Genomic DNA, 12,700 nt, shown 5'->3' on the forward strand with positions numbered 1-12,700 from the left:
CTCGAGGCCGGATGCCCGGCCACCGGCGACCCGGTGGCCGCGGCGCCCGCCGTGCCCCGCCACCACCCGGCGAGATCTTCGGGTCAGGCCCATGCGTCGCGGACGCGGGGGTAGGTGAGGAAGACCGTCTCGCCGTCGCCCTGCAGACGCACGTCGAAGACGAGGCCGTCGGGCTCGCGGGTGGCGATCAGCGTGCCGCGGCGGTCCGGGCCGACCGCGCTCAGCAGCGCGTCCGCGGCCAGCGCGCCGTCGTCGCCGGGCAGGTAGGCGCGGGTGAACAGCCGGTCCATCAGGCCGCGCGCGAAGACGGTGACCGCGAAGAACGGGGCCTTGCCGGGTTCGGTGGCGCCGGGTTCGAGGGTGGTGAACTGGTAGTGACCGTCCGGTTCGGTGGCGGCGCGGCCCCAGCCGGTGAAGGTCCAGCCGTCGCGGCGCAGCGAGCCCGGCTGGCGCGGGATGTGGCCCTGCGGGTCGGCCTGCCAGATCTCCAGGACCGCGTCGGGCACCGGGGCGCCGTCGCCGTCGTAGACGTGGCCGTGCAGCCGGACCGCCCGTGGGTGACCGGGCACCACCAGCTCGTTCATGCCGGGATATTCCAGGCCCAGGTGGAAGAAGGGGCCGACGGTCTGGCCGGGAACCGCGCTCATGCGTCTTCCTCAACGTCGGAAACGGGAACGTCTGATTCGAGCGGAGTGCGGTGGGTGCCGGTGAGCACGATGTCCCAACGGTAGCCGGTGCTCCACTCCGGGGTGGTCAGGTCGTGGTCGTACTGGGCGATCAGCAGGTCCCGCGCTTTCGGGTCGGTGATCGACTGATAGATCGGGTCCAGGGAGAAGAGCGGGTCGCCCGGGAAGTACATCTGGGTGACCACCCGCTGGGTGAACTCGCTGCCGAAGATCGAGAAGTGGATGTGCGCCGGCCGCCACGCGTTGACGTGGTTGCGCCACGGATAGGGGCCGGGCTTGATGGTCTGGAACCGGTACGACCCGTCCGGACCGGTCAGCATCCGCCCGACGCCGGTGAAGTTCGGGTCGTGCGGGGCCGGGTGCTGGTCCCGCTGGTGCCGGTACCGGCCGGCCGCGTTCGCCTGCCACACCTCGACGAGCTGGTTCGCCGCCGGGCGGCCGTCGCCGTCGAGGACCCGGCCGGAGACCACGATGCGCTCGCCGATCGGGATGCCGGCGTGCTGGATGGTCAGGTCGGCCTCGTCGTCGGCGACGTCGCGGTGCCCGAACGCGGGCGCCCACAGCTCCACCGCCTCCGGGTCGATCAGCTGCGCCGGCTGCTTGGGGTGCCGCAGAATGCTACTGCGGTACGGCGGGTAGTCGAGCTTCGGCTGTGGACCGCCCGGCCGCTGGGCCGCCGCCTCGATCTCGGTGTTGATGTCAGCTTGTGACAGCTCCATGTTCACGCTCCGGACGCTAGGCGGAATCGCTCGCCTCGGCGATAATCCTCTTCCACTGAGTGGAAGGTGCCAGAAGTGGGCGACAGTGTCACCTCCCGCGCGCTCGCCCTTCTCGGGGCCTTCGACGGCGAGAACCGCAGCCTCTGCCTGACCGAGCTCGCCCGCCGCGCCGGGATTCCGCTGGCCACCGCGCACCGGCTGGTCGGCGAGTTGCACCGGTGGGGCGCGCTGGCCCGCGAGCCGGGCGGTGACTACGTGATCGGCCGCCGGATCTGGCAACTCGGGCTCCTGGCGCCGGTGCAGAGCGGGCTGACCCAGGCCGCCTCCCCGTTCCTGCACGACCTGTACGGGACGACTCTGGCCACGGTGCACCTCGCCGTGCGGGACGGCCTGGAGGTTCTCTACGTGGAACGGCTGGCCGGGCACGTGTCGGTGCCGGTGGTCAGCCGGGTCGGATCACGACTGCCGATGCACGCCACCGGGGTCGGGAAGGTGCTGCTCGCCTACGCCCCCGAGGAGGTACGCCTGGAGGTGCTGCAGAACCTGACCAGGATCACCGCCTACACCGTCACCCAGCCCGCCCGCCTGCTCGACCAGCTGCGCCGGGTCCGGGCCGAGGGCTACGCCACCACCGGCGAGGAGATGAGCCTCGGCGCCTGCTCGGTGGCGGTGCCGGTGCGCAACGGCGAGACCGTGGTGGCGGCCCTCGGCATGGTGGTGCCCGATCTGCGCCGGCAACTGCCCCGGCTGGTGTCGGCGCTGCAGGTGGCGGCGCACGGGATCAGCCGCACCCTTGCCGGCCCGGCTTCCGTTGAGTGGAAATGAGGTCTTGCTACCGGACGGCCTCCATGAGGACGCTGAGGGCATGCGTACCCAGGTCGCCATCATCGGCGCCGGCCCCGCCGGCCTGCTTCTCTCCCATCTGCTCGCTCAGGGCGGGGTGTCCTCGGTCGTCATCGAGACCCGCTCCGAGGAGTACGTCGCGGCCCGCATCCGCGCCGGCATCCTGGAACACTCCAGCGTCGAACTGCTCGAGTCGGCCGGGCTGGGGGCGCGGCTGCGGGCCGAGGGCGACCAGCACCGGGGGATCTACCTGCAGTGGCCGGGCGAACGGCACCACCTCGACTTCGTGGATCTGACCGGTCGCAGCGTGTGGGTCTACGGTCAGACCGAGGTGCAGAAGGACCTGGTCGTGGCCCGGAAGGCGGACGACCAGGAGATCCACTACCAGGTCTCCGATGTGGCGCTGCACTCCCTGGAAGACCGGCCCTACGTCACTTTCACCGACGAGTCCGGGCATGCCCGGCGTCTCGACGCCGACTTCGTCGCCGGGTGCGACGGCTCCTTCGGCCCGAGCCGCGCGGCCGTGCCCGCGGCCCAGACCTACGAGAAGGTCTACCCGTACTCCTGGTTCGGGATCCTCGCCGACGTCGCCCCGTCCACCGATGAGCTGATCTACGCCTGGCATCCGGACGGTTTCGCCCTGCACTCGATGCGCTCGGCCACCGTCAGCCGCCTCTACCTGCAGGTCCCGAACGGCACCGATCCGCAGTCGTGGTCCGACGACCGGATCTGGGAGGAACTGTCCACCCGGCTCGGGCACGGGCAGAACGGCTGGAAACTCACCCCCGGCCCGATCACCGACAAGAGCGTCCTGCCGATGCGCAGTCACGTGCGGACGCCCATGCGGCACGGCAACCTGTTCCTCGCCGGCGACGCCGCCCACATCGTCCCGCCCACCGGCGCCAAAGGCCTCAACCTGGCGATCGCCGACGTGGCGCTGCTCAGCAAGGCGCTGGTCGCCTCCATCGCCGACCGGAACGACACACTCGCCGACCGCTACTCCGACGACGCACAGCGCCGGGTCTGGCGGTGCACCCACTTCTCCTGGTGGATGACGACGATGCTGCACACCTCCGGCGACCCGTTCGACGCGCAGTTGCAGCTCTCCCAACTACGCTGGGTCGCCGGCAGCCGGGCGGGCGCCACCGGGCTCGCCGAGAACTACGCCGGCCTGCCCATCGGCTACTAGCCCGTCGGGCGGGCCGGTCGCCTCGATCGTCGGAGGCGGCGGCGCATGGTCGACGGCCTCCCGATAGGTGCCGGTCGGCAGCGTGGACGGGCTGGCGCCGGGCGGCACCTGCCCGTTCGGCGCCGCCGGCTCCCGGGCCAGCAGTCCCTTGGCCAACGACGCCCCGGTGGCCAGGAAAGCGACGTTGAAGGCGCTCTCCCAGTCGAACGTGGTGATGTCGAAGACGCCCGCCACCATCGAACCGGACAGCGACGCCAGGAACGTCTTCGCCAGCCGGGTCAGCAGGTCGGGCCAGAACGCCAGGTTGGTCTGCTTGGAGAGGTACTGCACGGCGGTGAGGACCACCGAGGAGAGGAACGCGCTGACGGCCAAGGTCAGCGAGTACTTCCACGGCAGGTCGATGACCGAGCCGACGCCGCCGGCCAGCAGCGTCGCGACGAACACCTGCCCGGCCGACCAGCCGGCCCGCTCCACGAAGTCCAGAACGACCGCACGCCACTTGGGAACGACCTGAGTCACCCGGTCGACGTTCCCCTCTCCGGAGATCGACGAACATCAGCCGAACGGATCAGTTCCCGGATCGCGTCCCCGATCCCCGCCGGCACCGTGCGGCGCCGGCACAGCCACTCGAAGGTGAACCGGGCCGCGGCCACGTTCCCGCCGTAACCGGGCACCATCGAGGCCAGCGGCAGCACCTCCACCGGATAGGCCCGCTCCACCCGCCGGGCCGGCTCGAACGCGTCCCGGTACGGCGGCTCCCCACCGCCGAGCCGCAGCAGCGCGATCGCCCCGTCCACCGCACGGCCCTGAATCAGCCGGACCGCCGACAGCCGCTCCCCGCGCAACTCCCGGTGCAGCCCGATGTAGAGACTGACCAGCGCGTCGTTCAGGTGGAACTCCTCGGTGTCGAACGGCGGCCGCGGCACCGGCGGCCCAGTGTGCGCCAGATCCACCGGCGCGCCCGGCCGCCGCCACACCACCCGCGCCCCGGAGAACGGCACCCGCGACAGCTCTCCGGCGGTCAGCACCAGGTACTCGACGAAGACGCCGTCGGCGTACAGCGCCTTGCGCCCGCTCCGATGATGAGCGAACCGGTAGGTCACCGGCGCCGGCGCCTCCAGCCAGTCCACCCGGTCCAGGTAACGCCACTTCGCCCCCTCGTCGACGATCACGAAGAAGTCCAGGTCGGAATGCTCGTCCAGGCGGGCCGGCTGGGCGCCGCACGAACCCAGGCCCAGCAACGCGACCGTGTCGTCCCGGGCCGCCAGAACGGCGGCGATCTCATCGAGCCTGCGCAGCACCGGTTGCATTCGCACCTCACAAGAGAAACGGTGAACCCACAAGGAGCATCACCGATTCCGCACGCCGGCCCAACCCCCTGCACGTTCCCCTCGCTCACGGCGGCGTCGAAACCGTTTCTCCGGTACGCCTTCTCGCCCGTCACCAACCGCAGGGCCGGCCGTCACCGGACCTCCGGTTCCCAGGCCGTCCCCTCCGTGACCACCCGTCGCCGCCGCCGGTGCCGGGGGCATGCGACGATCGGCCGGATGAGCAGCGTCCATGTCGTCTACGCCCACCCCTCGCCGGAAGGCTTCACCCGGGAGGTGCTCGACGCGTTCCTGGGCGGGCTCACGTCGTACACGCTGACGGATCTCTACGCGACCGGCTTCGAGGCCGCGATGTCACCCGCCGAGTACAGCCGCCCCGCCGCCGGCCCGGTCCCCGGCGACGTCGCCGCCGAACAGACGCGACTGGACGCCGCCGACGTGTGGGCGTTCATCTATCCGGTGTGGTGGGCGGACTGTCCGGCGATACTCAAGGGCTGGTTCGACCGGGTGTGGACGGCCGGGTGGGCGTACAAGCCGATGCGGTTGCGGGTGGCGCGGCGGGCGATCGTGCTCTGCACGGCCGGCTACCCGGTCGCCGATCTGGAGGCGTCCGGCGTGCACCGGGCCATGCGCACGACGATGCTCACCGACCGGATCGGCGCCCGCGCCGAGTCCTCCGACTTCGTCGTGCTGGGCGGCGCGGTCCTGCGCGATGCGGATCCGGCGGGGTGGGCCGCCCTCAAGGCCACCCACCTGCGCCGCGCCACCGAACTGGCCCGCTCCACCGCCCGGCCCGGCCACACGAACAGCACCTGACCGAACCGGCACCGAGGGCGGGCGTCGACAGCAGCCCGGGCCGAATCCGGACCCGGGCTCTTGTGGGGTGGATGGGGTTGGGCGGTCAGGTGGAGATCAGGCCGGCCTCTCGGGCGAGCAGCCCGGCCTGGGTGCGGTTGGCGCAGTCCAGCTTCACCAGCAACCGTGACACGTGGCCCTTGACCGTGGCCTCGGTGAGGCTGAGCCGCGCCCCGATGCCGGCGTTCGGCAGCCCCTCGCCGAGGCAGGTCAGGACGTCGATCTCGCGCTGCGTCAGTTCGCCCAGCAACTGCCGTGCCCGGCGCCGGCCCACCTCCTCCCGGCCCGCGGCGGCCACCAGTCCTCGGGTGGCTTCCGGGGAGAGGACCGTGTGACCGTCGGCGGCGACGCGGATCAGACCGGTGAGGTCCTCCGGCCGGGTCGACTTGATCAGGAATCCGGCGGCGCCGGCCCGCAGTGCCCGCAGCACGTACTCGTCGGCGTCGAAGGTGGTCAGCACCACCACCACCGGGCGGTGTGTCAGCCGGGCGATCCGGCCGAGCGCGGTGAGCCCGTCGACTCCGGGCATCCGCAGGTCGAGCAGCACCACGTCCGGCCGGTGGCGGATGACCGCCTCCACCGCCGCCGCTCCGTCGAACGCCTCGTCGACGACCCGGATGTCGTCGGCCGCGCTCAGGATGGTCCGCAGATGGGCGCAGACCATCGGCTCGTCGTCGACCACCACGACGCGGATCACAGGATTCCCTCCGTCGGCACACACACCGGCAGGGTCGCTGCCACACGGTAGCCGCCGTCGGGCCGGGGGCCGGTGGTCAGCTCACCGTGGACCAGTTCCACCCGCTGCCGCAGGCCGATCAGGCCGCTCCCGGAGCCGGCCGTGGCCAGCACCGGGTCGGACGCCCGGCGTGACCCGGTGTCGGTCACGCTCAGCCGGATCCGGTCGGCACTGTAGCCCAGTTCCACCCGCACCGCCGCGCCCGGGGCGTGTTTGCGGACGTTGGTGAGCGCCTCCTGAACGAGCCGGTACGCGGTGCGCCCGACCACCGGCGCGACCGCGACCGGGACGCCCTCCTGCACCACCTCCACCGGGACACCGACGGATCGTGACTGCTCGACGAGTTCGGACAGGTCCGGCAGCGCCACCGGGGACGGCTCCCGGTGGACCGCCCCGTCCTCGCCGGCCGGTGAACGCAGCACCCGCACCAGATCGCGCAGCTCTTCGAGGGCTTGGCAGCCGGCCGTACGGAGTTCCTCGGCGGCCTGTCGTGTGCCCTCGTCGGTGGCCGACACGCCGAGGGCTCCGGCCTGCAGCACCATCAACGTCACCCGGTGCGTCACCACGTCGTGCATCTCGCGGGCCAGCCGGGCGCGCTCCTCGGCTCGCGCCTGCACCGCCAAGAGGTGCTGTTCCCTCTCGGCACGTTCGACGCGCTCCGCCAGCGCCCGCAACAGCTTCCGGCGGCTCGCCACCCACATGCCGAGGAGGGCGGGCATCACCGTCATCACGAGCCCGAGCGTCACCACGGTGACGTGCGGCTGCCACGGCCGGACGGCCAACAGCGTGACACCGGTGACCAGAACCCAGCCGAGTCGCCGGCGGTGGCCGTACACGAGGGTGGCGTAGATCGCGTACGCGCTGCCGACGGGTGTGACGACCCAGACCGGGTCGACGTCGACGGCCCAGATGAAGCCGGGTACGACCAGCTGCGGGATCAGTTGCAGAAGCGCCACCACGCCGATGGCCCCGAGCACCGCCTCCGGCGCCCTGCGGCGCAGGACGAGTCCGAGTTGGACGATCGCCTGCACCACCAGCAGCGCTCTGCCGTATCCGGTGTCGAGATGCCAATGACGTATCGCCAGCCACGTGTCGGTGCCCGCCACGCTCACCGCGAGAGCGATGTCCCAGGCGATGTGGCGCCGGGAGCTTTCAGTGGGTCGCCGCATGAACAACACGGTAACGACACCGCCGCACGCCCTGTCCCCGACGAAAGTAGGAACCGAGGGCGCCCGATGCTACTTTCGTCGCCCCCGCACCGACGTTCCGGGCTGCCCCGGTGGACCGGATCCGGGATGGGATGTCGACCATGACGGTCCCTGATGAAGCAACCGCCACGCCGGTGGCGGCCGGAAGCCGGATCCAACTGCTGGACGTCCTGCGTGGTGTGGCGATCCTCGGCACTCTCGGCACCAACATCTGGATCTTCACGGATCCGCGCGGGCCGGCGGGGGCGCTCATTCCCCCCGAGTCGGCCGGTGTCGTGGAGACGCTGCTGCGCATGGTCAGCAACGGCAAGTTCCTCGCGCTGCTCACCCTGCTGTTCGGGGTGGGACTGGAGTTGCAGTACCGTTCCGCGCTCCGGCGGGGGCGGCGCTGGCCCGGCTGGTACCTGTGGCGGGCCGTGCTGCTGCTGGCTGAGGGGGCGCTGCACTATCTGCTGATCTTCGAGTGGGACGTCCTGATGGCGTACGCCCTCGTCTCCATTCTGATCGCCGGCATGGTGGGGCGCAGCGACCGGGCGGTCCGCGCCTGCATGGCCGTCGCGGCCACCCTCCATCTGGCTTTCATCGGCCTGCTCACGGTCGCCGGCGTCGACGGCGGCGGCAGTGACGCCGCGGTGCCCGGCGGCGCGGACCTGTATCGCCTCGGTGGCTACCCGGAGCAGGTCGCCGCCCGGATCGAGGGCGTGTGGCTGTACCGCTCCGAATCCATCCTGATCATCCCCCTCACCGTCCTGTTGTTCCTGGCCGGCTCGCGGCTGCTGCGAGCCGGCGTCTTCACCGCCGGGCCGGCGGGGAGGTCGCTGCGCGGCCGGCTGGCCGTCGTCGGGCTGGGTATCGGCCTGCCGTTGAACCTGCTCACCTCGTTCGCCGGGCCGCGATGGTTCTTCGTCGACCGGTACGTGTGCGGCCCGCTCGTGGCGCTGGGCCTGCTGGCCGTGGTGACCAGCCTGCTGCTGCGGACCTCCGGCGGTCAGGGCCGGCGGCGGCTCGCCGACGTGGGCCGCACGGCGTTGTCCTGCTACGTCCTGCAGAACCTGATCTGCGCGGCCCTCTGTTACGGCTGGGGACTCGGCCTGGCGGGGCGCTTCGCTGAGCTGCGCCCGTGGTGGCCGCCCGTCGCCTGGGCGGCGGTGGCGGCCGGTCTCGTCGTCGCGGCCGGCTGGTGGCTGCGCCGGTTCGATCGCGGCCCGCTCGAGATCGCCTGGCACTGGGCGTGGCAGCTACCCCAGCGACGGCCCCAGCCGGTCCGCTAGTTCTTCCACGGCGATGACCGATTCGTCGGCTCGGTGGTGACAGCGATCAAGCCGACGAATCGATGCCGGGGCTGGAAAGCACGTTCACGACATTGACACATGACTATGTCTGATCTAGGTTCGAGCGTATAGGGAAAGCGCTTACCCCCAGGTCGAATCCCCGTGCGACAACCCGGAGGGAATCCCCATGCCCCGCTCCGCCACCGCTGTCGCAGTCCTCGCGGCAGCCGTTCTCGCCGTGCCCGAGCCGGCGGTCGCCGCGACCTCGTTCACCGTCGCCACCGACGGCTCCGGCAACTACACCACCATCCAGGCCGCGATCGCCGCCTCCTCCACCGGCGGCGTGATCACCATCAAGGCCGGCACGTACCACGGCCAGGTGAGGATCCCGGCGAACAAGTCCGGCATCACCCTCCAGGGCGCCACCGGCGCCTCCGCCGACGTGATCATCACCGGCAGCACGCCGCAGTCCACCGCCGGCGCCGCGGGCAGCGCCACCGTCCACAATCTGGCGCCGAACAGCACCATCAAAGGCGTGACCATGCAGAACACGTACGGCCCCGGCAGTCAGGCCCTGGCCGTCTACGCCGCCGGCGACCGGCAGGTCTACCGCAACGTGCGGATGCTGGGCCACCAGGACACCTTCCTGTCCTGGGGCGGCACCGGCGCCGCACAGATCCGGCAGTACGTCTACAAGTCCTACATCTCGGGTGCGGTCGACTTCATCTACGGCAACGGGGCGGTGGTCATCGACAGCAGCACCATCGAATCCGTCAACCGGAACAGTTCCAACAACGGCTACATCACGGCGGCCGCCACCGACGACAGCAACCGCTACGGCATCTTGATCACCCGATCGGTTCTGAAGAGCCCGGCCGCCGCGCAGACGGTCGCCCTGGGCCGCTGCTGGCACGCCGGCAACGCCTCCGACGCCATCGGCCAGGTCCTGATCCGCGACTCGACGATCGGCGCCCACATCCGCCAGTCCGGCGCCTGGCAGGACATGAGCGGCTGGTCCTGGCGGACCTGCCGCTTCACCGAGCACAACAACACCGGCGCGGGCAAGACCAACGGCACCACCGACCGCCCCCAGATGAGCGCGTCCACCGCCGCCGGCTACACCTCCGCCAAGTACCTGGCCGGCTCCGACGGCTGGAATCCGGTCCAGTGAGGCGTCCGGCCGGAAACCCGGCGACCGTCAGCGGCTTCCCGCCGGAACCGTCCTGACGCACAGATAGGGGCGGGACAGCGCGAGCGCCACGCCGGTGAAGGCGATCCCGAGGTAGACCGGCGCCAGGTGCTCGACGCTGGTATAGCCGATCACCATGTGGACCGCGACCGCCGGCAGGAAGCCCGCCACGGCGGCCCCGGCCAGCGTCCACCACACCCATCCGCTGCCTCGCCGCCATCCCCACGCGCTGAGCGTCATGATGGCCAGCGCCGCCGCGATCAGGGCGCCGCCGAATCCGGCGCGATCGTGGGCGATGTAGGGCAGGAGGCGGGGATTCCCCTCCAGCAGCGGAGCGGCGTGGGTGCCCAGAAAGCCCAGGTCCGTCGCGACGAACACATCGGTGAGGCCGACCACGGACACGACCAGGCCACCGGTGAGCAGGCCGAGGCCCGTGACGATCATGAGGAGCTGTCCGATGAGCGCCCGCCGGCGCTGCGGCTCCGGCCCGTCCGGGAGCAGCGTCCACCGTGGCGCGTCCGGGCGGCGGACGACCGTCAGCACGAACATCGGGAACAGCACGACCGTGACGGCCGTGTGCAGCGGCTCGACGAAGCCCGAGCCCAGGAAGTACAGGACGCTGGGGAATCCGACCGCCCCCGACAGCAGGTACGACGTGCGCGCCCAGGGCCAGCCCTGCCGGATGCCGCCCCAGGCCAGTCCCGCGTACAGCACTCCGATGGCGATCATCGTGCCGGCCATGGTGACCCGGTCGTGCTGCAGGAACGGCACGAGGCGCTCGTTGAGCGCCGTCAGCTGTTCGCGGCGCATGCCCAGGTAGTCGTTGTCGTACCAGAGCAGGACCGGCCCGAGAGTGATCATCGCCGCGCCGATGCCGGCGCCGATCATCCCCGCTCCCACGAGCAGGCCCCACAACCAGGCCGGCCAGCGGCGCGGGTCGCGGCCGGCGTCGCGCAGGCCGGGGGCGGGCCGGGACGGCGTCTGCACCTCGATGACCCGCTGGAACCATCCCGGTCCCGCGGCGACGAGGACACCGGTCGTGGCCAGCACGACGGCGCTCCGGTCGGCCAGCGCCCGCTGCGCCGCCCCGATCGCCGGGTCGGTGAGGCGCACGATGCCGTCCGCGGACCCGGAACGGGCCGGCTCGGCATCGACGATGACGCGGTCGACATACGGTTCGAGGGCCGCGGCGACCGCCGGATCCGCGGTCCGGGCGAACACCGTGCACGTCCGGCCCGCCACGGCCGCCCGCACGGCCGGGACGTCATTCTGCGTCACCGGTCCGATCTCGATCACCCCGGCGCCCTGGACGGGCAGGGCACGCACGGCGTCACGGGCGTGACGGACGGGCACCGTCGCGCCGAGCCGGTGGGCCAGCCCGGGAGGCGCGACCCGATGGGCGAACACGGCCGACACGGCGCGCGCTCCGGCGGGCCGCGACGTCAGAGTCGCGAGCAGATGCAGCGCCGCCCGCTCGGCACGCCGCCGGCCGAGCACGCGGGCAGCTGTCGAGCGGAGCGGATGATAGGTCCAGTCCGGCACGCGGCCATGATCACACACGGAAGCCGATCACTGGTGCCATGGAGTGCAGGACCACTGCGGCCGGAGTGAGCCGGGCGACCAGGTCCCGGATCGCGGCCGCGGGCGCCCAGCCGATCTGCCCGATCGTGTTGAGCCGGGCCGAGCGGCTGACGATCGCCTGGGTGCGGGGGCGGCGCAGGGCGTCGTACCGGGCGAGCCCGGCCGGCACGTCCGCGACGCCGGCGAGGCAGTCGGCCAGCACCACCGCGTCCTCCAGCGCCTGGCATCCCCCCTGCCCGAGACTGGGGGTCATGGCGTGCGCGGCGTCGCCCAGCAGCACCGTGGCGCCCCGCACGAACGACGGCAGCGGCGGCAGGTCGTAGAGGTCATGGCGGAGCACCGCCTCGGCCGGCACCGCGTCGAGGAGAGCCGGAATGGGCTGCGGCCAGGCCCCGAAGCGGCGCAGCACCTCGGGAAGTTCGCCACCGGGTGTGACGCCTCCCTCCGGCACCGTCGCCGTGCCGAAGCAGTACACCGATCCACCGGGCAGCGACGCGTACCCGAATCGTTCGCCCCGGCCCCACACGACCGCGCCCTCGCCCAGGGCCGGCAGGGGGCGGGTCACCATGCGCCAGGCGGTGTGCCCCGCGTACCTCGGCCGGACGTCGGGCCACAGCCCGGCCCGGGTGGTGCTGCGCAGACCGTCGGCGGCGACCACGAGGTCGGCCTCCGGCGCCCGGGTCACCGTCACCCCGGGACGGAGCACCTCACCGGGCAACGCCTTGAGCAGGACCTTCAATAGGTCGGCCCGGTGCAGGACGACGAGCGGACAGCCGAACCGGCGCTCCAGCTCGTCGGACGTCACCCGGGTCAGCCAGCGCCCGCGCCGGTCCTTCGCGCCACCGGCGGCCTCCCTCTCCGCCACGTCCAGCACGTCCGCGAGCAGGCCGAGCCGGTCGAGCGCCCGCAGCGCGTTCGGCCACAGCGAGATCCCGGCGCCCACTTCGGTGAAGCCGGGCGCCCGCTCGTACACCGTGACGTCCCAGCCGGTGCGCCGCAGCGCGACGGCGGCGGCCAGCCCGCCGATGCCGCCCCCGATGATCGCCGCGTTCCGCCCACTCATGCGGTGACTGTAGCCAGGTGAGCCGGCACCGC

13 protein-coding genes are annotated in these 12,700 nt (G+C 72.0%); 5 read left to right on the top strand and 8 right to left on the bottom strand.

All coding sequences use genetic code 11. The features are described from left to right. Positions 1-83: 83 nt before the first annotated feature. Both pcaG and pcaH read right to left on the bottom strand, forming a co-directional pair. On the bottom strand, positions 84-647 hold the full coding sequence (gene pcaG, locus QLQ12_RS00100) for a protocatechuate 3,4-dioxygenase subunit alpha (RefSeq protein WP_282756145.1): 564 nt from the start codon (positions 645-647) through the stop codon (positions 84-86). After that, positions 644-1,405, bottom strand: a complete 762-nt coding sequence (gene pcaH, locus QLQ12_RS00105; protein WP_282756894.1) for a protocatechuate 3,4-dioxygenase subunit beta — start codon at positions 1,403-1,405, stop codon at positions 644-646. Before pcaH ends, pcaG begins: the two co-directional genes overlap by 4 nt. Before the next feature lie 75 nt (positions 1,406-1,480). On the opposite strand from pcaH, the gene QLQ12_RS00110 reads away from it, so the two are divergent. Then, positions 1,481-2,230 carry an IclR family transcriptional regulator gene (locus QLQ12_RS00110; protein ID WP_282756146.1) on the top strand — a complete coding sequence of 250 codons (750 nt, stop codon included), beginning with the start codon at positions 1,481-1,483 and terminating at the stop codon, positions 2,228-2,230. 40 nt (positions 2,231-2,270) lie between these two features. After that, entirely contained in the window at positions 2,271-3,437 is a 1,167-nt protein-coding gene (locus tag QLQ12_RS00115) for a 4-hydroxybenzoate 3-monooxygenase (protein ID WP_282756148.1), read from the top strand. Here the strand turns inward: QLQ12_RS00115 and QLQ12_RS00120 are convergent. Both QLQ12_RS00120 and QLQ12_RS00125 read right to left on the bottom strand, forming a co-directional pair. Then, complete coding sequence (locus tag QLQ12_RS00120; protein WP_282756149.1) at positions 3,360-3,956, bottom strand: hypothetical protein; 597 nt, start codon at positions 3,954-3,956, stop codon at positions 3,360-3,362. The genes QLQ12_RS00115 and QLQ12_RS00120 overlap by 78 nt on opposite strands. Further along, on the bottom strand, positions 3,953-4,753 hold the full coding sequence (locus QLQ12_RS00125; protein ID WP_282756150.1) for a hypothetical protein: 801 nt from the start codon (positions 4,751-4,753) through the stop codon (positions 3,953-3,955). The genes QLQ12_RS00120 and QLQ12_RS00125 overlap by 4 nt, the downstream gene beginning before the upstream one ends. 231 nt (positions 4,754-4,984) lie before the next feature. Here QLQ12_RS00125 and QLQ12_RS00130 point away from each other — a divergent pair, with 231 nt between their 5' ends. Further along, positions 4,985-5,581: an NAD(P)H-dependent oxidoreductase gene (locus QLQ12_RS00130; protein ID WP_282756152.1), complete on the top strand. Its 597-nt coding sequence runs from the start codon at positions 4,985-4,987 to the stop codon at positions 5,579-5,581. Positions 5,582-5,666: 85 nt separating this feature from the next. On the opposite strand, the gene QLQ12_RS00135 is transcribed toward QLQ12_RS00130, so the two are convergent. Both QLQ12_RS00135 and QLQ12_RS00140 read right to left on the bottom strand, forming a co-directional pair. Beyond that, entirely contained in the window at positions 5,667-6,317 is a 651-nt protein-coding gene (locus QLQ12_RS00135) for a response regulator (RefSeq protein ID WP_282756153.1), read from the bottom strand. Further along, the gene (locus QLQ12_RS00140; RefSeq protein ID WP_282756155.1) at positions 6,314-7,525 is read right to left on the bottom strand and encodes a histidine kinase; all 1,212 of its coding nucleotides are present in this window, start codon (positions 7,523-7,525) and stop codon (positions 6,314-6,316) included. Before QLQ12_RS00140 ends, QLQ12_RS00135 begins: the two co-directional genes overlap by 4 nt. A 140-nt stretch (positions 7,526-7,665) precedes the next feature. Here QLQ12_RS00140 and QLQ12_RS00145 point away from each other — a divergent pair, with 140 nt between their 5' ends. Together QLQ12_RS00145 and QLQ12_RS00150 are read left to right on the top strand one after the other, a co-directional pair. Further along, the gene (locus tag QLQ12_RS00145; protein WP_282756157.1) at positions 7,666-8,835 is read left to right on the top strand and encodes a DUF418 domain-containing protein; all 1,170 of its coding nucleotides are present in this window, start codon (positions 7,666-7,668) and stop codon (positions 8,833-8,835) included. A 187-nt stretch (positions 8,836-9,022) separates the two neighbouring features. Beyond that, positions 9,023-10,006, top strand: a complete 984-nt coding sequence (locus tag QLQ12_RS00150) for a pectinesterase family protein (protein ID WP_282756159.1) — start codon at positions 9,023-9,025, stop codon at positions 10,004-10,006. Positions 10,007-10,033: 27 nt separating this feature from the next. On the opposite strand, the gene QLQ12_RS00155 is transcribed toward QLQ12_RS00150, so the two are convergent. Further along, positions 10,034-11,566: a hypothetical protein gene (locus tag QLQ12_RS00155; RefSeq protein WP_282756161.1), complete on the bottom strand. Its 1,533-nt coding sequence runs from the start codon at positions 11,564-11,566 to the stop codon at positions 10,034-10,036. A gap of 10 nt (positions 11,567-11,576) precedes the next feature. After that, positions 11,577-12,668 (bottom strand): FAD-dependent monooxygenase, encoded by a 1,092-nt coding sequence (locus tag QLQ12_RS00160; protein ID WP_282756163.1) that lies wholly within the window; start codon positions 12,666-12,668, stop codon positions 11,577-11,579. Positions 12,669-12,700 lie beyond the last annotated feature (32 nt).

It is taken from the genome of Actinoplanes sandaracinus (assembly GCF_030009775.1).
GTDB classification, from domain to species: Bacteria; Actinomycetota; Actinomycetes; order Mycobacteriales; family Micromonosporaceae; genus Actinoplanes; species Actinoplanes sandaracinus.

Coding starts and splice junctions, on each gene's coding strand:
- QLQ12_RS00130 (WP_282756152.1), top strand. CDS start 4,985: ATGAGCAGCGTCCATGTCGTCTACGCCCACCCCTCGCCGGAAGGCTTC.
- QLQ12_RS00150 (WP_282756159.1), top strand. CDS start 9,023: ATGCCCCGCTCCGCCACCGCTGTCGCAGTCCTCGCGGCAGCCGTTCTC.
- pcaH (WP_282756894.1), bottom strand. CDS start 1,405: ATGGAGCTGTCACAAGCTGACATCAACACCGAGATCGAGGCGGCGGCC.
- QLQ12_RS00160 (WP_282756163.1), bottom strand. CDS start 12,668: ATGAGTGGGCGGAACGCGGCGATCATCGGGGGCGGCATCGGCGGGCTG.
- pcaG (WP_282756145.1), bottom strand. CDS start 647: ATGAGCGCGGTTCCCGGCCAGACCGTCGGCCCCTTCTTCCACCTGGGC.
- QLQ12_RS00115 (WP_282756148.1), top strand. CDS start 2,271: ATGCGTACCCAGGTCGCCATCATCGGCGCCGGCCCCGCCGGCCTGCTT.
- QLQ12_RS00140 (WP_282756155.1), bottom strand. CDS start 7,525: ATGCGGCGACCCACTGAAAGCTCCCGGCGCCACATCGCCTGGGACATC.
- QLQ12_RS00145 (WP_282756157.1), top strand. CDS start 7,666: ATGACGGTCCCTGATGAAGCAACCGCCACGCCGGTGGCGGCCGGAAGC.